Source organism: Micromonospora mangrovicola, assembly GCF_047200535.1.
GTDB lineage: Bacteria > Actinomycetota > Actinomycetes > Mycobacteriales > Micromonosporaceae > Micromonospora.
On the sequence record NZ_JBJZOG010000115.1, the window covers coordinates 1 to 18,313 of the forward strand.

At 69.2% G+C, this 18,313-nt stretch carries 24 protein-coding genes and 1 pseudogene; 4 read left to right on the forward strand and 21 right to left on the reverse strand.

The window, feature by feature from the left end; translation table 11 throughout:
• Positions 1 to 302: 302 nt before the first annotated feature.
• Entirely contained in the window at positions 303 to 1,295 is a 993-nt protein-coding gene (locus ACL02O_RS29360; protein ID WP_412821422.1) for a GlxA family transcriptional regulator, read from the reverse strand.
• A 74-nt stretch (positions 1,296 to 1,369) separates the two neighbouring features.
• Between ACL02O_RS29360 and ACL02O_RS29365 the strand changes: the two genes are divergently transcribed.
• Positions 1,370 to 2,215, forward strand: coding sequence for a dienelactone hydrolase family protein (locus ACL02O_RS29365; RefSeq protein ID WP_412821423.1), 846 nt, complete (start codon positions 1,370 to 1,372; stop codon positions 2,213 to 2,215).
• A gap of 222 nt (positions 2,216 to 2,437) precedes the next feature.
• Here the strand turns inward: ACL02O_RS29365 and ACL02O_RS29370 are convergent, their stop codons facing one another.
• Positions 2,438 to 3,325 carry an NAD(P)H-binding protein gene (locus tag ACL02O_RS29370; protein WP_412821443.1) on the reverse strand — a complete coding sequence of 296 codons (888 nt, stop codon included), beginning with the start codon at positions 3,323 to 3,325 and terminating at the stop codon, positions 2,438 to 2,440.
• 62 nt (positions 3,326 to 3,387) lie between these two features.
• Here ACL02O_RS29370 and ACL02O_RS29375 point away from each other — a divergent pair, with 62 nt between their 5' ends.
• The gene (locus tag ACL02O_RS29375; protein ID WP_412821424.1) at positions 3,388 to 4,272 is read left to right on the forward strand and encodes a LysR family transcriptional regulator; all 885 of its coding nucleotides are present in this window, start codon (positions 3,388 to 3,390) and stop codon (positions 4,270 to 4,272) included.
• A 586-nt stretch (positions 4,273 to 4,858) separates the two neighbouring features.
• Here the strand turns inward: ACL02O_RS29375 and ACL02O_RS29380 are convergent.
• Positions 4,859 to 5,410, reverse strand: a complete 552-nt coding sequence (locus tag ACL02O_RS29380) for an SMI1/KNR4 family protein (RefSeq protein ID WP_412821425.1) — start codon at positions 5,408 to 5,410, stop codon at positions 4,859 to 4,861.
• Between the two features lie 125 nt (positions 5,411 to 5,535).
• Entirely contained in the window at positions 5,536 to 5,979 is a 444-nt protein-coding gene (locus tag ACL02O_RS29385; protein WP_412821426.1) for a hypothetical protein, read from the reverse strand.
• A 739-nt stretch (positions 5,980 to 6,718) separates the two neighbouring features.
• Between ACL02O_RS29385 and ACL02O_RS29390 the strand changes: the two genes are divergently transcribed.
• Positions 6,719 to 7,282 (forward strand): helix-turn-helix domain-containing protein, encoded by a 564-nt coding sequence (locus tag ACL02O_RS29390; RefSeq protein WP_412821427.1) that lies wholly within the window; start codon positions 6,719 to 6,721, stop codon positions 7,280 to 7,282.
• 791 nt (positions 7,283 to 8,073) lie between these two features.
• Here ACL02O_RS29390 and ACL02O_RS29395 read toward each other — a convergent pair.
• From ACL02O_RS29395 to ACL02O_RS29405, 3 genes are all read right to left on the reverse strand, one after another.
• The gene (locus tag ACL02O_RS29395; protein ID WP_412821428.1) at positions 8,074 to 8,622 is read right to left on the reverse strand and encodes an IS1096 element passenger TnpR family protein; all 549 of its coding nucleotides are present in this window, start codon (positions 8,620 to 8,622) and stop codon (positions 8,074 to 8,076) included.
• A 397-nt stretch (positions 8,623 to 9,019) separates the two neighbouring features.
• On the reverse strand, positions 9,020 to 9,817 hold the full coding sequence (locus ACL02O_RS29400) for an HARBI1 family protein (RefSeq protein WP_412821429.1): 798 nt from the start codon (positions 9,815 to 9,817) through the stop codon (positions 9,020 to 9,022).
• Between the two features lie 126 nt (positions 9,818 to 9,943).
• Positions 9,944 to 10,396, reverse strand: coding sequence for a VOC family protein (locus ACL02O_RS29405; protein ID WP_412821430.1), 453 nt, complete (start codon positions 10,394 to 10,396; stop codon positions 9,944 to 9,946).
• Between the two features lie 132 nt (positions 10,397 to 10,528).
• Between ACL02O_RS29405 and ACL02O_RS29410 the strand changes: the two genes are divergently transcribed.
• On the forward strand, positions 10,529 to 11,071 hold the full coding sequence (locus tag ACL02O_RS29410; RefSeq protein ID WP_412821431.1) for a recombinase zinc ribbon domain-containing protein: 543 nt from the start codon (positions 10,529 to 10,531) through the stop codon (positions 11,069 to 11,071).
• Between the two features lie 373 nt (positions 11,072 to 11,444).
• Here the strand turns inward: ACL02O_RS29410 and ACL02O_RS29415 are convergent, their stop codons facing one another.
• The 14 genes and pseudogenes from ACL02O_RS29415 to ACL02O_RS29480 all read right to left on the reverse strand — a co-directional run.
• Positions 11,445 to 11,936, reverse strand: coding sequence for a hypothetical protein (locus tag ACL02O_RS29415; RefSeq protein ID WP_412821432.1), 492 nt, complete (start codon positions 11,934 to 11,936; stop codon positions 11,445 to 11,447).
• Positions 11,937 to 11,952: 16 nt separating this feature from the next.
• On the reverse strand, positions 11,953 to 12,363 hold the full coding sequence (locus tag ACL02O_RS29420; RefSeq protein WP_412821433.1) for a hypothetical protein: 411 nt from the start codon (positions 12,361 to 12,363) through the stop codon (positions 11,953 to 11,955).
• A 1-nt stretch (position 12,364) separates the two neighbouring features.
• Entirely contained in the window at positions 12,365 to 12,628 is a 264-nt protein-coding gene (locus tag ACL02O_RS29425) for a hypothetical protein (RefSeq protein WP_412821434.1), read from the reverse strand.
• On the reverse strand, positions 12,625 to 12,771 hold the full coding sequence (locus ACL02O_RS29430; protein ID WP_357326995.1) for a DUF6011 domain-containing protein: 147 nt from the start codon (positions 12,769 to 12,771) through the stop codon (positions 12,625 to 12,627). Before ACL02O_RS29430 ends, ACL02O_RS29425 begins: the two co-directional genes overlap by 4 nt.
• Positions 12,772 to 12,774: 3 nt before the next feature.
• Positions 12,775 to 13,041 (reverse strand): hypothetical protein, encoded by a 267-nt coding sequence (locus tag ACL02O_RS29435; RefSeq protein ID WP_412821435.1) that lies wholly within the window; start codon positions 13,039 to 13,041, stop codon positions 12,775 to 12,777.
• Positions 13,041 to 13,298: a hypothetical protein gene (locus tag ACL02O_RS29440; protein WP_412821436.1), complete on the reverse strand. Its 258-nt coding sequence runs from the start codon at positions 13,296 to 13,298 to the stop codon at positions 13,041 to 13,043. Before ACL02O_RS29440 ends, ACL02O_RS29435 begins: the two co-directional genes overlap by 1 nt.
• Positions 13,295 to 13,771: a hypothetical protein gene (locus tag ACL02O_RS29445; RefSeq protein WP_412821437.1), complete on the reverse strand. Its 477-nt coding sequence runs from the start codon at positions 13,769 to 13,771 to the stop codon at positions 13,295 to 13,297. The genes ACL02O_RS29440 and ACL02O_RS29445 overlap by 4 nt, the downstream gene beginning before the upstream one ends.
• The gene (locus tag ACL02O_RS29450) at positions 13,768 to 14,100 is read right to left on the reverse strand and encodes a hypothetical protein (RefSeq protein WP_412821438.1); all 333 of its coding nucleotides are present in this window, start codon (positions 14,098 to 14,100) and stop codon (positions 13,768 to 13,770) included. Before ACL02O_RS29450 ends, ACL02O_RS29445 begins: the two co-directional genes overlap by 4 nt.
• Before the next feature lie 89 nt (positions 14,101 to 14,189).
• Positions 14,190 to 14,363, reverse strand: coding sequence for a hypothetical protein (locus tag ACL02O_RS29455; protein WP_393200285.1), 174 nt, complete (start codon positions 14,361 to 14,363; stop codon positions 14,190 to 14,192).
• A 138-nt stretch (positions 14,364 to 14,501) separates the two neighbouring features.
• Positions 14,502 to 15,602, reverse strand: a complete 1,101-nt coding sequence (locus ACL02O_RS29460; protein WP_412821439.1) for a ParB/RepB/Spo0J family partition protein — start codon at positions 15,600 to 15,602, stop codon at positions 14,502 to 14,504.
• Between the two features lie 98 nt (positions 15,603 to 15,700).
• Positions 15,701 to 15,988: a hypothetical protein gene (locus ACL02O_RS29465; protein ID WP_412821440.1), complete on the reverse strand. Its 288-nt coding sequence runs from the start codon at positions 15,986 to 15,988 to the stop codon at positions 15,701 to 15,703.
• Between the two features lie 227 nt (positions 15,989 to 16,215).
• Entirely contained in the window at positions 16,216 to 17,181 is a 966-nt protein-coding gene (locus tag ACL02O_RS29470; protein ID WP_412821441.1) for a recombinase family protein, read from the reverse strand.
• A gap of 336 nt (positions 17,182 to 17,517) precedes the next feature.
• Entirely contained in the window at positions 17,518 to 17,922 is a 405-nt protein-coding gene (locus tag ACL02O_RS29475) for a hypothetical protein (protein ID WP_412821442.1), read from the reverse strand.
• A gap of 14 nt (positions 17,923 to 17,936) precedes the next feature.
• Positions 17,937 to 18,313 (reverse strand): annotated as a pseudogene (locus ACL02O_RS29480) (hypothetical protein); the annotation flags it as partial.

Consider the following 18,313-nt stretch of genomic DNA (forward strand, 5'->3'; position numbering starts at 1 on the left):
AGACTCGCCACCCTCGGCCTCACCCACACCCTCCACGGCTGGGCCCTCAACCCCGCCTGAGGACCACACGCCCCGGCTGACCCCACCCGACAAACGCTCTGAACGGCCTCCACCGCCGCCCCAGCACCGGTTTCAGCACCCGAAACCCTCGAACCAGCGCACCGAACCGACACCACCCACGCGACAACGGCGGTCGACCGGGCCCGATCAACCGCCGTTTAACACCAGCTACCTAGACCGAGGCTCCAGAGATAGCAAGAGCTCGCGGTTTTGCCGATGGGCGGAGGTTGTGCTTGGGTTCGTCAGGAGATGGGTTCGGCGCTTGCCCCGAACGTCGCGCGGTAGTCCCTTGGCCGGTGCCCGGCCAGGCGGGTGAAGACGGCGCTGAACGTCCCGGGGTCGCGATAGCCGACATCGGCGGCGATGCTGGCGACTGTCCGCTCAGTGGTCTCGAGCAGGTGTTTCGCCCTGCGCACCCGTTGCGCCTGCAGGTATCCGAGCGGGGTCTGGCCGGTCTCGCCGCGAAATCGCCGCAGGAGGGTTCGTGGGCTGACATGGAATGTCGCGGAGAGCAGCCCGAGGTCGTAGCGCTCGCGCACGTTCTGGTCCAGCCAGCGTTTGACGCCTTGCGAGAACTGGCTGCCGGTGGCCGGCAACAGCTCCGCGTCGACGTACGGAGTCTGGCTCGGCCGCGCGTCGTCGACGAGCGCGACACGCGCGGTGGCGCGGGCGACGCGGCTGCCGTTGTGCTCGCGGATGAGGCCGAGGGCGAAGTCGTACATCGCGCTGAACGCGCCTGTCGTGGTCACCCCGCTGTCGGTGACCACGAGTTTCTCCGGCCTGACGTCGGTGCCAGGGCAACGGTCTGCCAGCCGGTCGGCGAACAGCCACGAGGTCGTCGACTCTCGCCCGTCAAGCAGGCCGGCGTCGGCCAGCAGGAACGCGCCGACACAGATCGACACCAGCGCGACTCCCGATTGCGAGCTGGACCTGATGGTCTCGATCTCCGGCCCGAGCGACGCGAGCGTCGCGTCCAGGTCGAGTCCGGGGAACAGCTCGAACCCGGGTACGACGAGGACATCGACCTGCCGCACCGGCACGACGGTGATCGCCGCGCCGCCGGAGGCGACCACGCGCCGCCGCGGCGACAGGATCGACACGTCGTACAGCGGATCCCTGGTCGCGTTGGCCGCGGCGATGTGCGAGGCCATCGTGAGGAGGTCGGGAACCCCGAAGACCTCCGACGCGAAGCATCCTGGATACGCGAGCACACCGACACGGAGCGGGGCCACCATGGTGGCGAGATTACCCGGACATGTGGCGATCTCGCCCCTGGCCGGACCAGATACTCCCGCCCGACGATACGGCTATGGCGATCACTGAACCGCAAGCGGACGGCGCTCTCGCGGACTTCTCGACGCGGCTTATCGACACCGAGGGCGTCAGCAAGACCGTCTACGTCGGCGGGTCCGGGCCGGCTGTCGTGCTGATGCCGGAGATGCCCGGCATCAGCCCGGACGTCGTCCGCCTCTCACGCTGGATTCGAGACGCGGGATTCACGGTCTACCTTCCGTCGCTGTTCGGTATCGACGGCGCCTTCCCCACCACCGCCGACGGGGAAAAGGTCGTCCGCCGTGCCTGCGTCAGCGCCGAGTTCCGCGCGTTCACCGGAGGCGGCACAAGCCCGATCACGGCCTGGCTTCGAGGGCTGGCCAGGACGGCGCTGGCCGAGTGCGGCGGGCCCGGCGTGGGAGCGATCGGGCTGTGCTTCAGCGGCAACTTCGCGCTCACCATGACACTCGAACCGGCCGTCATCGCGCCGGTGGTCAACCATCCCTCGCTGCCACTGGACGACCCCGCCGGACTGGAGATCAGCGACGAGGACGCCGCGATGGTGCGCGAGCGCATCGAGCGTGATGGGCTGACGGTGCTCGCCTACCGCTTCGACAACGACCGGTGGTGCACCGGCCAACGGTTCGCCGCCTACCAGGCGCTCCTGGGCGACGCGTTCGACGGACGCGTCATCCCGGGCGAGACGGCCAACCCCGAGCCACCCCCGTTCTTCCGTGATGTCGTCGGCTGCCCCCACAGCGTCGTCACAGCCCATCTCGTCGACCAGCAGGGACACCCGACACTGCGCGCCAGAGACGAGATCCTGGCCTTCCTTGCCGAACGGCTCGGCCACGACGGTCCAAGGGACCATGAGACGCAATGACCTGCTCTCATGCTACGGACCGTGAGGGCAGTCTCAAGACATCGGTGGCGCTGAGCGAACAGGCGCCGCGGTCGCCGCGCCGGGGATCGGGGGGGGGCACCCGGATGCGCTGAACGGAGTTGAACTGCGCCCAACAGCAGGAATGGTCCTCGACTGCACCCGCCTCGCCTGCTGCTTCTGGTTCTGCAGGTCGACCTGCGGTGATGCAGGCCGGAAGAGCCCTCACACCGGCGGTCTGGTGACGGCGGCCGCGAGCACCGACCCGCACCACTGGCGGAACGTGGTGCCGACGCCTGTCACGCTTGCCGGCGGGTAGACGCCGGCCGTCTGCGCCTCGGCCATCTCGACCATGCCGTCGACGATCGCCGGGCTCGCTCCGGACGAGGCGTACCGGGCGCGGTAGTCAATCAGCGTGGCCTGGTGGTAGGCGACGGGCTGCCTGAGCGTCTCGGAGATGATCTGTGCCATCTCGCGTGGGGTGTGGTCGACGGGCTCGCGGACGGGGACGTCCTCCTGGCCGCTCCAGGTCGGGTCGGCGAGCAGTCCGGCAGCCGTGCGGGCGACGTCGGCGGTGGCGACCGCTGCGAGCGGCGCGTCGGGGTCGGCGGGGAGCGTGAACATCCCCTGCTCCCTGATCAGTTCGACCTGGTGCAGCAGATTTTCCATGAAGAACGGTGGCTGGAGCGAGCGGTAGGCGGCGCCGCTGGACTCGAGCACCTCGTCCATCGCCCAGGCCGCCGAGAGCAGGCCGGCTGGGCCGGCGAATCCGCGCCCGAGCGAGGAGACGGCGACGACGCGGGGTACGCCGTGGGCGCGGACGGCATCCGCGACCGGGCGCGCGAAGCTGAGGTAGTGCTCGGTGACGTCTGGGGCGGTGAGGTTCGGCGGCACGAGTACGAACAGCGCCGTGGCGCCGGTCAGCGCGGTGTTGAGCACAGCGGGGTCGGCGTGGGAGCCGACGACCACGTCGGCGTGTCCGCGCAGGGTGTCGGGCAGGCGGGAGGGGTCGCGGGCGATCAGGCGCAGCGGCGCGCCGCCGGCGCGGAGGGACTCGGCGACGGCGGCGCCGATCGTGCCCGTGGGAGTGGTGATGACGATCATGGCTCCCATGGTCACGTGGCGGACGGTGCGCGGAGAAGGTCCGGTTCGGGCGTGATCATTACCCTGGAGGCATGAATCGCGTGGAGTCCCGGTCGCTGCGCTACTTTGTGGCCGTCGCCGAGGAACTCAGCTTCATCCGGGCCGCGGAGCGGGTCGGCATCGCCGCACCGGCCCTGTCACGCGCGATCTCCGGGCTTGAGGTGGACCTCGGCGTGCGGCTGCTCGAGCGCACCACCCGCAGCGTCGCCCTCACCGAGGCGGGCGCGATGCTCCTCGCGGACGCGCGGGCAGCACTCGTCGCGCTCGACGCCGCCGTCCGGCGTGCCCGGCGGGCGGCGGGGGTGGCCGGCGGCAAGCTGGTGCTCGCGGTGAAAGCCGACGTCGAGGCAGGGCTGCTCGAGGACGTGCTCGCGGCGTACCGCGCCGAGCCTGGGGCCGTACCGATCGAGGTCATGTTCACCGGCTGGCGCGAGCAGCCTGGGCTGCTGCGCGCAGGCGAGGCCGACGTGGCGATCGTCATCGAGCCGTTCGACACCGACGGCTTGGACGCCGAGCCGCTGCTGCGTGAGCCGCAGGTGCTGGCGCTGCCGACCGGCCACCCGCTCGCCGAGCGCCCCCGACTGCGGCTGGCCGACATCGAGGCGGAGCACCAGCAGGTCGCCGTCGGCGCGCACGTCTACGTGCGACACGGGGAGCAGTCGCCGCCGTTCGGGGACATGGTGCAGATGCTGCGTCAGATCGAACTCGGACGGATGCTCGCGCTGTTCCCCGTCTCACTCGCCGAGCGCAACGCCCGGCCGCAACTGACATGGCGCCCGGTCGACGACGCGCCGGAGGCCACCTTCGCGGTGGCGTGGCCGCAGAACTCGCACTCACTCGCGGTCGCCGCGTTCGTGCGGATCGCCACAGCGGTCTCGGCCGATCGCGGGACCAGCCCGACGGCTGACGCCACATAGGTCGCCTGACCAGGCGGCATCCAGTCAGTTCGGTATCGTGATAGCGCACCGCCGCGGCGAGGGCCGGATGGTCTGTCTGACGAGCATCAGGCGGTCGCGGCGCAGCTACACGGCACATCGAGTCAACTGATCCTTCGCAGGCGCTTGTCGGCGGTTGCAACACACCGAAGACCGTGAGCAACGGTTACCGCCTGCGTAGGTGGACACCTGCCCGATCGTGAGGCTCCCCCGCTGGCACAACTCCACGATCTCGGCCTTGAGCTACGCGGTGAACGACTGGCGAGGCCGTGGCCGCTGCTTACCCGCGCTGTCCATGATGCTGAAGAGGGACTCCCTGCCGGGACCTCCCGGCCCCTGGTGTCGGCGTACCGCTTCGAGTGCAGAGCCGGTACGCCACCGAGTACAAGGCAGCTATCGACATCTGCGAGTGCGGCTGCGGCTCGCGGCCGAGCTTGCCCTGCAACGACCAACTACATCAGTCATGTTGGTTGACCCGGCGGCGTCCGGATCTGCCGATGTCCGGATATCCGCCTGGATGGCCGTGCAGCATCGGCGTATTGACGGGCATGTGGGCCGGGCAGGAGCCTCAAACCTCGTCGTCGTACTCGCTCTCGGGCCGCAGTGCGTGAACAAAGGACACGAAGTTCGGTGCCAGCACTGTTATCCGGTAGTCCCACTCCTGGTCTACGTGGACTACTCGCGGCTCGCCATCAGGACCGCTGTCCCGGTAGTCGAACGCGATCATGTCGTGCCCAGCGGATGGGCAGGTGGCAAAGTACACGCCGATCGCCGGGTAGCCCCACTCCTCGATCCAGAACCGGCTGCCGGCTTCGCCTGCCAGCGAGTAGCGCTTCTCCCGTCCGATCCCCATGATGCCGTCCACGGCGACGTGAGTTTCGGCCCACGTGGTCCGGCTCGGCGCCGGGCAGCACGAGTTGTGCGGCATCCCGCCGTTATGCGACCGCATCAGCGTCACGTACGACGCCGGCAACCGGTAGCCCAGTTCCGCCTCCACCGAATCAATCAACGCGGGCGACGGAGGCACGTCGACGTAGGCGCCAAGCGCGTACTCGTTGTCGTCCCAGAATGCGTCCGGATCAAGGTCCGGAAAGGTGCGCTGAACAGGCTCGTCGAACATGGCGCTCCCTGCAGTCGATCCGACACCGTATCCGACGAGCCATCAAGCCCATCGCGGGGTCACAGTGTTTACCGGGCGTCATGATCAGGCATCCGCATCTGCCGCCGACCGCGCGGCAGCGCTGATCAGGACGATGCGTGACTACGGAAGATGCGTTCGGCCCAGTACTCCGGCGTCTCGTGGTAGACGATGTCGAGTCCGACAATCCAGACACGCGGCATGCGACCTGCCGGCTCGGCATCCGACCACTGCCGGTTAATCGCTACCACAGCCTCGTCGCGCGTCATCCCGAACAGGGAGACCATCTTGTCCGCTGTGTCCCGGCAGAACTGGAGAGCCTCCTGGTCACCGGCGCACCGGAACTCGCCGTGCGAGCGCAGCAGGCACTCGTGCACCAGATACTCAACATCAAAGGTCTCGTCGCCGATCCAGAACGACGCCCTACGGCGTCGGGTCTTATTGCGGAGTTCCGCACCAGTCAGCCGGTACTCGATCATGAAGCGGTCGAGGTAGGGCTTAGGTCCTAGCGGCACATACCCGGCAAACTGATTCGCTGATGCTTCTCCCATAGGAAGCATCTTTCGGGGCTACGGCACATCCTGGCTACTCACGCAGGCCGCCGTCGCCGCCCTCTTCTGCCGCGATTCGGCGACGGCCCACGTCCACCGGTTACTCATCGTGAGCAACAGACGTGCGTCGCCGGGGCGACGGGCGCCGCAAGGTCACCCAGCGCCGCTCGCCCAGGCCTCTGCACATTTGGCGTACCTGGCTCTGGACCGGAACCCGTACGCCGACACCTGATCTCGGATGTCCGTCAAAGCGGGTCAGACGCACCCGTGCGTCGCATGGCTCATGCATCTGATTCGCGGCACCGGCGGGGTCCGCTGGCATTCCCGACTGACGTGGCTTGACGTCGGCGACGGATTGAGCGGGGATCAGATCCGCCGGTGGCTGATCCATCGGACCGGCGACGTCCACGCCATCCAACCGCCTGACAGGGCCTGCTGACGAAAGGGCGCAAGCGATAGCCAGTCCTGGGTCGGGTCCCGCCATAGACCCTTGCCGAGCGGGATCGCGAGCCCCGCCCTCACCGCCGTCCTCAGCATTTTGCATGCCATCCCCGCGGCTGCCGGGACCCCGGCTCTCACGCCGGTCGTCGACAGATTGCCGGGACGCGGTGAAAGCGCAGCAGCAATCGAGGTTCGCCTACATATCGCGCCGCCGCACCGGAAGTGCCGGCGGTTTTGAGATCGGCCCGGGGCGCCACGACAGGTGCCTCGGGCCCTGACGGACGGAGATCCGCAAGCCATGAGTCAAGCCGTGAAGGCTGCCCTGCTCACCACGAAAGATCTTGGGAAGAACGAGCGGGCGGTGGCCGTCGCCATCGCCGCCCACGCCAACCATGAGGGCAACGCCTGGCCATCCGTGGCCACCCTCGCCGAGTACGTCGGCTGCTCCGAGCGCACAGTGCAACGGTGCCTGGCCAAGCTCGTGCAACTGGGTCGTCTCGTCGTGTCGAAGGTCGCCGGCATCGCCACCCGCGTCTATCGACTGGTGCGCCCGGACCGACCGGCCACAGCCGCAGCGGGGGTGACAGAACAGCCGGCGGGGGTGACACATTCGCCGGCCGGGGGTGACAGCCAGCGTGTCACCCGAAGTAGTGAAGACCAATTGAAGGCCGACGCGCCCCTCGGCGCTGCCGGGTGGCGGCGGTTCCTGCCGACGACCCGGCGGGCTCCGGTGCCGACCGGGAGCGACTGGCGGCGCGCGGCCACACAATGCGTCGGCGACCGGTGCCAGCGTCCGGGGCATGTTGGTCAGCCCGCTGGCCGCTGCGTCCCCTGCCGTTCGGAGGCGATCGAGCGCAGGTGAACGGTTCGACGCCGGCGCGGCATGGACCCACCATCGGAGCCCATGCCGCTGTCACGGCGATCTCACCATTGCGAGATCACAGTGGCGGGGGCGCCGTCCGGCTCAGCCGCAGTTGCCCCAGCTGTACCGGCCGGCGCTCTGCCAGCTGGTGCCGTACAGAACCTCACCGCTGTACCGGAGTTCCACAGATGCTGACGTGTCCTGGTACACGAATCCTGAGCCTGAGCAGGGAGAACACGTCCGGGCAGCATCAGCAGGCGTGTCACTAGGCGATCACGTTTCCGCAGGTAGGCGCGGGTGCGGTTGGTGGCCCCTGCCGCTCTGCGGAAGCGGCGCGCAACCCATCCGGGCATCGTGATCATAGAGCCACGGTCGGGATGGGCCTCGGAATCACCGCCCGGCAGTCCCGTATGACCCGGTTCCTCCACCATCGTTCAGCTACTTTGACGCAGTTTCTTGGTGACGCGCCCGCGCCTGGGACCTGCGAAAACGTGGTCGCCTAGTGACACGCCGGACCGACTAGATAATGGCCTGTCGATGCAGGTGGGAGGCCGTTTCCGTGTAGCAGATCGACCGCGTTGCTGTGGAACCCGGGCTGTACATCACGCACTTGTCGACAGCGGATTGTTGGATTGCCGCATGTGAATCAATCCCGCACCTGATGAAGCTCCGGGTTCGGGCGATCGCTGGCGAAGCCCTGCGCTGAGGGCCGGCGCCGGCCAGATGGTGGTGTCGGTGTACGCATTCGGATGGGCAGACCGGCTGCTTATCGTCCGATGTGCGCCAAGCCGTCACTGGCCGCGTTGGCGCGGTCCCCACCATGGCAGCAGCGGCGGCAGCTCGGCAAGCGGTCGGCGCGGCGGTTTCGGCGGCGGCGACTCGCCATCGTCGCCGTCCCACCGCCGGCCGTACTGATCGGGCACGTCACCCCAACCGAAGTGCGGCATCGGCCCGGCAGGCACACCGCCGAGCGTCTCCACCGGGTCGATGCGGGACTCGGCGACCGTGCACAGGTGGGCCCAGTCGTCACCGAAGTCGAACAGGTACGCGAACTGCTCGCCGCCGGCGAGCCGGCTCAGCTTGGTGCGGTCGCTGTCGATGCTGCCCTCGGGCGCCTCGCCGTCCCACAGCTCAAGCGGCGTGATCTGGGTTTGGTCGGCCATCGTGAACATGTGCATGTGGGCCAGGTCCCAGCGGGCGAACGCCAGGTCGATCGCGTCCGCGAATTGGGCGAACGTGTGTGACCGGCTCGCGGCGAAGTCCCTGCCAGGCCGGGGCCACAGGTCGATGCCACGGCCGGAGACGAGTTCGACCCGGATGGACAGCCAGGTACGCGCCACCGCTCACCCTTCCACCAGGAGCCGCCGTCTGCACCGAGGAGACTACGCAACGCCACCGACGGAGTCTGTTCCAGCACGGCGAGGATCGCCCGATCCCAGACTCGCGGATCCAGATCTCGGGCGATGTGGGCCGGATCCGTGGCCGTCTCCCGCAACAGTTCCGCGAAGTCGCCAGCGATACGGTGCGCTTCGCCGGCAGCCAATGTCCGGTCGATCGATGCCGCCGCGTTGCCCACCCAGCGCTCCGAGTCCCTGGCGAACAGAGTCCAGGCGAAGTCGAACAGTACTGTCGTCACGGGCTTGGCGGTCATCGCATTACCCTAGATCAACACGACGAGTTCTGTGGGCCGGGACGCAGTGAGCTATTGCGAGCAAACGCCTCGGTGACGGTTCGTGATCATGTGGTTCGTCCGAATTCGATGTGCAGGAGCACGAGCGCCGCGCGGGTGATGTCGCCGATGTCCCACGGGTTGACGCTGACGATGTGCAGTGCCTTGAAGGTCATCTTGAGCAGGGAGTTTCCGCGTTCACCCGGTCCGCGTTTGCGGCTGTGGTCACGGTTGTGAGCCTTCTGATCCTCGGTGAGCTTTCCGCCCTGTGGCTTCTTGATCGGCACGGTGATCGTGTCGGCTTCGCCTTCGTAACCCAGGTCGCCCAGCGTGGTCAGGTCCTCGCTGACCCAGGCATGGATGGACGGCAATAGTTCGGTGTGGGCGCGCAGGCAGGTGGTGTCGTGTTCGCGGCCGGGACGTACGTCGGAGGTCCACAGTGGCCGACCGTCGGGTGCGTTGAGTACTTGCACGTTGCCGCCGTGGTTGTCGTGTTTGCCCGACCACCACAGGTCGACTCCTGGGGGCGGGCCGGGGGTCTGGCAGCGGTCGGTCTCGATCAGCGTGCCGTCGATAATCATGTGCGGGTGGGCGGCCATCTTGGCCGCCAGGAGTGCACCAGCCAGGCTGGGCGCCTGCGCCGCGATCACCTCGATGCCCTCATGCAGGTAGGCGTACGCCGTTGACTTGCCGATGGTGGTGTCGGCGGCCAGTTGCCGCAGCCGCGTGCCGGACCAGCGAAGGATCAGCACCGCCTGGGTGAAGCAGTCCAGCTTGCGGGTTCCGGTGCGGGTGCCCCGACGGGCCCGCTCGGCGGTCAGAAGGCGGCAGACGAACACCACGGTCTGCAGTCGTACGGGCAGCACGGCTTGGTATGCGAGTTGACCCTTTCGGAATCCAACTCCGGCATCGACACTTCGCGTCAGAGCTGGCCAGACCGCAAGCCAGGCCGCCGTACGCGATCCTGCGTCGCACTCGAAGGGCCGGCCCAATCAGCGCGGGAACGGACCCAGGGGTGACTTGTCGCCTACGGACCACTTGTGACCGAACGGGTCCGTGAAGCCACCTTGACGGTGCGTCCCCCAGGGCACCTGGTGATCCTCGATTGCCGCTCCGGCAATCGCGCCTGCGGCCACGGCGCGCTCGATGAAGGTGTCGGGATCATCGGCAAACACCTCGATGCGGATACTTGTGACCCCCGCCTGGCCGGGACTGGTCTCTGCGGGGTTCCCGGGATTGACCTCATGGAGGAAGAAGGCCGCACCACTGATCTCAAGGCCGGCCACGCCACCAAGGTTCCACAGCTCTGTCGCGCCCAGCGCAGCCTTGTACCAGGCAACCGCAGCGTCAGCATCCGAGACGATCAGCATCACAGAAATCACTGATGGCGAAGCGGACACCGTGTCGCCGGAGGGCACGGAACGATCTCTCAGTTTCTCAGTCATACCCACAGCATGCCTGGCGTCTCCAGCAGCGTCTCCCCAGTCCGACCGACGGCCAGACTCCACCAGCCCCGACGACGAGCAACTCGTGGAGCGTCAGTGCCGTCCAACCCTTTGCTGAGATCACTTCAGTCGATGACAAAGACCGTCACCCTCGTGCAAGCCCTCATCGCCACCGCGGGAAGACGCCCCGACGGGGCGAGAAAGCCGCAGGCCAGCAAACGCAACTACATGCTGTCCGGCCTGCTGCACTGCGGAATCTGCCAGCAACGCATGATCGGCAGCTTCAACAACGATCGCAACCACTACCGCTGCACCTACGCCGCCGAGTACGCCGACGCGACCCCATTGCCCACCCCCGCAGCGGTCTACGTCCGAGAAGACCACATCCTCGAACAACTCGACCCCTGGCTCGCCCAAGCCTTCTCGCCCAGCCGACTCACCGCAACGGCCCAAGCCATGGGCGACGCGCAGCACACCGACGTCGACCAACAGGCGATCAAGGCGGCACAGGAAACCCTCGCCACCTGCACCATCCGACTCGATCGCTACCGCGCCGCTCTCGACAGCGGCGCCGACCCCACCATCGTCAGCCGCTGGAGTCGACGTCCAAGCCGAACAGGTCACCGCCGAGGCCGACCTGCGTCGCCTCACCGGACGTCAGACAATGACCCCTGACGAGACCCACCGCGTCGTAGAAGCCCTGGGAAACAGCACCACCGTGCTCCGCGACGCTGACCCCACGGATAAGGCACTGATCTACCGCGAGCTGGGGCTCACCCTGACCTACCGGCCCACGGCCCGCACGATATCCGCTCAGGCAACCCCAAGTGGATCATGTACTAGATTGTGTCCGAGGGGGGACTTGAACCCCAGATCAACAGCCCGCTGAGCTGGGCAAATTCTATCGGGCCTGCTCAGCATGTGTCTACTCGTGGCCCATTGTGGCCGGTTGTAGCCCCTTGTTCCCGCTGATGTTCCCGCCGGGAACATTGTTGATCTTGTCCAAGCGAAGGGGGCCGGCCCAGCGGACCGGCCCCCAGCTGTACGGCTACGGTCGCTCAGCGACCGCGTGCACCGTGTCGGCCGCGTCGACCGGCACCTCTTCCCACATCCAGTGGCCGCCCATCACAACGTACCGGCCGTGCTCGTCCGGCTCGATGCGCAGATCCTCCTCGTCGAGCGCCTTGCGCTCGACCACGATCACGTCGCCTTCCCAGCGCATCGGCGGAACGTCCTGGCCCAGGTACCGCTCCAGCTTCTCGCCGGTCAGCCCCGAGTGCTCCAGCAGCACCCGGTTGTGCCGGCGGGACATCTCCTGGTCGGTCACCACCGCGGCGGCGACGTCGCGGGTGCAGGACCACACCGCCCAGCCGTTCCACCGCCGCACCAGCGTGCCGGCGTACGCCGACTCGAAGCGGCGGCCGCCGTCGTAGGGGTACTCCAGCCACTCCCCCGAGAAGTACCCGGACTCGCCGGGCTGAAGTTGCGGGTTGAGGTCGAGCGGCACGCCCACCTCCGGTCGGTCAAGAGTCAGTTCCACGTGAACTCCTTTGTCGTCAGAACAGGGTCAGGGCCGGCGTTTCGCGCCGCCGGTCCAGTTCGTGTACTTCGTTGCCGGTCTGGTCTTCCCACCACGCGGCGAACATGCGCCGGTGGCACCAGTTGTCCGGTGGCGGCACGTTCAGGTCGCAGAAGCACAGCAGCACCAGCTGCTCGCTTCCGGCCGCGTCGGCGATCTCCGCGAACTGTTCGGAGATCAGGTCCACCCCTGCCGCTTCCAGCCGCTCCAGGTAGATGTGCCGGTACGGGCCCTCGGCCATCCGCAGCATCGCGTAGCTCGGCGCGAGGAGCCGGGCGAACCCGGCCAGGTCGTACGGCAGCGGGAACCGGGGCTTGCCGACCGTCGTCCGGACCGGCGCGCCCTGGTCGGGCCTGAACCGCTGGTAGCGGTTCGTGAACAGCTGCAACTCAACCTCCATGTTGAGGCGTGGACTCGTCGTAGAGCTGCCCCAGCATCGGGATCAGCTCGTCCAGGTGCGCGGCCAGCGCGTCGAGCGCGGACGCCACCACCGACGGCGGGCCGTGCATGGTCAGCAGCTCCAGCTCCACGATGCCGTCGCCGTGGGCGACGTCGACCGTCTCGCCGTCGGGCAGCGGCGGCAGCGGCAGGACCGCCCTCGCCTCCACCCTCGGCGTGTACAGCCCGTCCGTGTTCCGCAGGATGGCCGTCACGCTGCTCCTCCCATCGCCAGCCGCTTCACGCGGCACTTCGGCCCGACCCGCTCGGCGCGAGCCCGCTTCGTCCGCAGCGGACGTCCGCAGTCCTCGCACTCCACGGGCTCTTCGTCGGGGTCGACCGGCACCTGGTCAGGCATCGGTTACCTCCTCCCTCGCAGCCGGGCGGCGATCGCCCGGCACCATCCGCGGTCGACCCCGAGCCGCTCGGCCACCTCGTCGGCCTTGTAGCCGTCGACGAGGTACCTCGTGGCCAGGGTCGCCACCCGGTCGTCGACCGGCGGGGCGTCCGCCGGCGGCCGGGTCACCACCGGCCGGCCCCGGCGCGGCGGCGGCTCGGCCCCCGTCTCGCGCCGGGTGGCGCGGGCCCGGGCCAGCGCCCGGTCCCGCGCCGTCTCCTGCTCGGCCACTACCGGGCCCGCCGCCGTCGGTGCCGCAGCCGCCGCCGGTACTCCCGGTGCATCACCCGCAGCCGCTCCCGCCGGTAGTCCGCCAGGCGGACCAGCCCCCGCAGCGCCGGGCGCAGCGCCCGGACCATCTGCTGCATGAGCTCGCCGAGCGCCTGGAAGGCTTCGGCGAGCTGGCAGCCCAGCTCCTCGTACGCCGCCCGGATCCGGGCGGCCTGCTCCGGGCTGATCTGCGGCGCCTGGACGGCGGGCGCGGTCACGCCGCCGCCCTCGCCTCGGCGCGGGCCTCGGTCGCCGCCGCTGGCAGCGCGACAACCGCTCCCGGCTGCTCGGCCAGCCACTGCCGGCCGACGCGGGCCAGCCGCTCGACCAGCTCGTTGCGGACCTTCTCGGCGCCCTCGGCGTACTGCTCCAGGCTGCCGACCACCTTGCGGTAGTCGGGGTCGGTCTTGGCCTTCTCCCTCGCCGGCGGGAGCAGCCACCGCTCGTTGGCGGCCACCTCCATGTCGGCGACGCCGCACGCGAACGCGATCCCGTGCAGCTCGGCCGCCTTGTGGATCGCGTCGACCACGGCGCTGGCCAGGTCGCGGGCGTCGCGCTCGCGCAGCTCCAGGCCGAGGTCTTCCGCGGTGGCGGTCAGCACGGCGGCCGCGGTCTTCCGCACGTCGATGTAGCCCGGCAGGGCCGCCTTGACCCGGGCGGCCTCCTCTTCGACCGTCGCGTCCCGGCTCACGCGGTCTCACCCGCCCCGGGTCGGTAGTCGCAGTCGATGACTGCGACCGTACAGCTCGCGGACACAGTGGTCCCCTCTCCGTTCGATTGCTCCGGCAGCTTCGCTGCCCTGACTTCCGCGACGAGCGCCGGGCCGGCGTGGGTGTCGAACACCGCGCGTCGGGCGACCCGGAAGGCCGCCGGTCCGAGCGGGACCGCGTTCAGCATCCGCGCCTGCCGGTACAGCTCGGCCTGCGCTCGCCGCATCGCCTGCCGCAGGCGGGCCGGTCCGGACGGCAGCGGCCACGCCCACAGGACCGTGACGACTCGCCTCGCACCGATCGCCTCCAACAGCCGAGGGTTGTACATAAACATTGTATGTGACCGAGCACCCGCAGTCAAACTGCGACCGTACAGCTGACGGGCACGGAGATGCCGCCTCACAGGTTCAGGGCCCGACGCTGATCGTCGGAGAGCACCCGGCGGGCCTTCTCCACCAGCGGCCCGCCGTCGCAGGCCAGGCACACCACCACCGGATCGCGGTCGCCCCTGCGCACCCGGACCTGGCCGCGCCGGCAGATCCCGCACGGCGGCAGCTCGATCGGCCCGAGCACCGGCATCAGCCGGCCCCGCTCGAACAGGCGTCCACGCCCGGAGCATACGCACTCCCACTGCGCCCGCACAGGTATCGCCCGGACAGACAGGGACGCCCCGCGGGTCAGCCCGCAGGACGTCCACAGTCACCAGTCCCGTCAGTGCTGGCACACCGAGCAGAAGCCGTACTCCTCCACGGCGTCCGCGTGGCCCTCCCACGTGCAGTTCGGGTCCACCTTGATCGTCCCGTCGTTGACCGGCACCGTCGGCACCGGCGTCAGGTCGACCAGCTCGGCCGGGATCACCACGGCGTCCGGGTCCAGCTTCACGGTCACCGACGCCGCAATCGCCTGCGCCTTGCGCAGCTTCGTCGCCACCTTCCCCGCCGCCGTCCGAAGGTGCTCCACCCGCTGCCGGTACGCGGCCACGCCGCCGTCGGCGCCGGCGAGCAGCTTCGCCAGCTCCACTTCGTCCAGCTGCGCCAGCTCGGCCAGGATCTCGCCGGCCGCAGCCAGGCGGTCGATCTTGCTGACCACCTTCTTCCGCTTGGCGACCACCTTCTCCTGCTCTTCCTCGCTGTGCTCGACCTCGTCGAGCTGGAAGAACCCGCCCTGCTCCTCGGCCGCCTTGCACGCCTTGGCGAACGCCTCGGCGTCCCGCGCCGACGAGAACTCGCCGCGCGCCCACTTCACCAGGAACCTCCGCTGCTGGTCGGCGGACAGCCGGCACACGTACCAGGCGACGCCCACCTGCAGCTGCCCCTTGGCGACGAGCTGCTTCGCGTCGTCGATCAGCCCAAGCAGGTCGATCCGCCACCCGATGTACGGCAGGCTCTTGCCGAACAGCTCGGCGATGGCCTCCGTCTCCCAGCCGGCCTGGGCGAGGCGCGCGTACGCCGCCGCCTCCTCCATCGGCGTCATGTCCTGCCGGTTGACGTTCTCGGCGACCTGCGCGATGAACGCCGTCTCGTCGTCCATCTCCCACACCATCGCGGCCAGCGTCTCGATGCCGCCCTTTTGGGCGGCCCGCCAACGCCGCTCGCCGACGACCAGGCGGTAGGTGCCCGCCTTCGCCTTCCGCACGGCGACCGGCTGGAGCTGGCCGAGCTTCTGCATCGACGCCGCCAGCTCGGCCAGCTCCTCCTCGGTGAACTGCTTGCGCGGCTGGTCCGGGTCCGCCTCGATCTTCGCCACGGGGATCACCCGCAGCACCGGCTTCGCGGCCTTCGCCGGCTTCTCGGCAGTCGCAGTCGCAACCATCGTCTTCCTCCACAGTGAACGGTACGCGCGGTGCGTACATATTCATTGTAGGCGAAGACGATCTTGGCGTCAATATTTTATGTAGGCCGCGACCTGGATCACGAGGCCAGCTTCATCCCGTCGTCGGCGTACGGCACCACCATCGCCAGCGCAGCGAGCACCGGGGCGTAGGGCCTCGCCGCCACGCCGCGTACCGTCCGCCGCACGCCTCGGGCAGCCCGACCGGCCACATGCGACAGCTCTACCAGCGGCGCCGGCAGCAGTACGGCGACCACCTTCTCCGCCTGCTCGTCGCTGAGGTCGGCGTCGTCTGCCCGCCCCGACGCCAGCTCGGCCTCGATCCGCTCCGCCAGCTTCTGGACCTCGATCGTGCGCTTCCGATGCAACGCGCTGCTCCCCCGTCGTCCGTGTCGATGCGACAGCCATCCCACTGCGGCCCGATAGGGCACGCGGCTTCACCAGCCCCTTTGAGATCGGTGGATGACGGGGATCATAGGCAGGTGGCTACCGATCAGTACAGGTCAGAAGTCCACGCCGAAAAGATTTTCCCGAATCCTTGTTACGCGGTGTCCTGGTTGGACGATGTACTGATCGGGGGCAGTGTCTTGGGCGATCACTTCCAGACGAACTCAAGCCTGTCGACGTCGAGCTGCACCTGCCCGGCGCGGCTCGCCGGCTTCACGATGATCCGGTCCAGGACGAGCGCCAACAGCTCCCGTCGCCGCTCCAGCGGCGCGTCGACCCACCACTCGGCCAGGCCCTCGGGCGTCGTCGCCGGCAGCGCCTGCAACCGCTGCGCCTGGGCGATCCGCTCGCGCACCGCCTTCTGCTCACGCTTCGCCTCGGCCTCGATCGCCGTGAGCGTCACCAGGCTGATCTCCCGCTTCGCGTACGCCTGCCCCGCCTCGGCCAGCCGGTCCTCGATCGCCTGCAGGACCTCCTGCATCGTCTCTTCGCCGTTCATCGCCGAGCCCACGGCGCGCTCCAGCCGGGCCCGCACCTTCGGCGACGCCAGCCGGGCTAGGGCCCGCGCGGCGACCTCCTCCTCCAGGCTCTCCGCCGCGATCCGGATGCGGCCGCACCCATAGCTGGGGCTGCCGGCCCGGCACACGTAACCGCGCTTGCCGCTGTTGCTCGGCTGCGTGTACAGCGGCTTCCCGCACCGGTGGGTGCCGTTGCCGGCCTCGTCCTCCAGTGGGAAGCCGCACACCAGGAATCCGCCCGACAGCAGGTACTTCCGCTGGTTCGTCGCGTGCGGCTGCTTGCGCTCCGGCGCGTCCAGCAGCTCCAGCAGCCGCCCGTGCGTGGCCTCGTCGATGATCGGCGCCCACTGGCCCTTGCCGACCACCTCGCCGTGGTACGTCCGCAGGCCCGCCAGCCGCGGGTTCCGCAGCAGCCGCGACAGCGACTGCTGGGTCCAGGGCCGCCCGGCCGACGTCATGATCTCCCGCGCCCGCAGGTCCGCCACGGTCGAGCGCATGCTCTCCCCGTCGAGGACCCGCTTCACGACGTCGCGGATCACCGCCGCCTCAGCCTCGATGACTTCGCGCCCTGTCTCGTCGTACCCGTAGCACCGCACCGTCTCGACCCCCAGCAAACCCGGCCTGAACCCAGCCGACCTATAAGCTAGCAGTGCTCCATGGCAACGGGCTACCTACGGGCACATGGGAGTTAACAAACCGTGACTGCCACTCTCCCGCCACCGTAACCCCCCACCCTGCCGGGCCGGACGCCGGGACGCAGAGAGCCCGGGAACCGCGTGAGCAGGTTCCCGGGCTCTCCTCGCCATCCGCACGTCGCGGAGCCGGTCAGGCTGTGCTGTCCCCCGACAACTCCCCTGAGCGGCCCCGCGAGCCGCACAACCACATGCGGCAAGGCCGGTCACATTCAACCACTGCGACCCGATAGATCGCCACTACAGCGAAATCCACCGGTCGCCGTCGCGGTACTGGATCTCGACGCACCCATAGTTCGGCTGCCCGAAGTCGTACAGCGGCCCGAAGTCCGCGTCTCCCCCCGGCTCCTCCGCCGTCCAGATCAGCCCCTCGTACACCACGCCGCGCTCGCCCGGGTCGACGTGCTTCCCGTCGTCGATCGCGCTCTCGTCGATGTCACCCTCGTCGAGCAGCCGGAACCGGCGGCCCTCCGCCCGGGCCCGCTCGATCATCTCCTCGGTCGCCTGCCGGGGGCCGGCCGTCCCGACCTCCGACTCCGACGTGCCGTGCAGCTCGTGGTCCCGGTCCCGGGTCAGCACCCAGGCGTACGGGTTGTCGGGCCACTGCGCCGCCCGCTCGGCCTGGATCATCGCCATCGACACCATCGATCTCTCCTCCTCTACTCGACCCCGGCGCCGACCGGCACCCGGGCTTCCTGCTGGTCGCTTTCGCCGGTGACGTCGCCGCCGGCTTCCTGCTCGGCCTGGACCTCCGCCTTCGCCTCCGCGATGCGGTTCCGGCCCCACCTCTCGCTGCGCCCGAACCGGTCGCCGAGCGCCTTGCCCGTCAGCGGCTCGCCGGCCGCCAGCGAGTCCCGCCACGCCTTCCGGGCCGCCGCGTTCTCGTCGGCCGCCGGGTCCGGCGGCACCGGGTCCGGCAGCGGCAGCGGCTGCTGGGCCGGCCACGGCTCCGGCGGCACCACCACGTCCAGCGCCGGCATCGGCGCCCGCGCCGCCTGCGGCACCGGCGCGCGGTCCGGCACCGGCACGGGGTCCG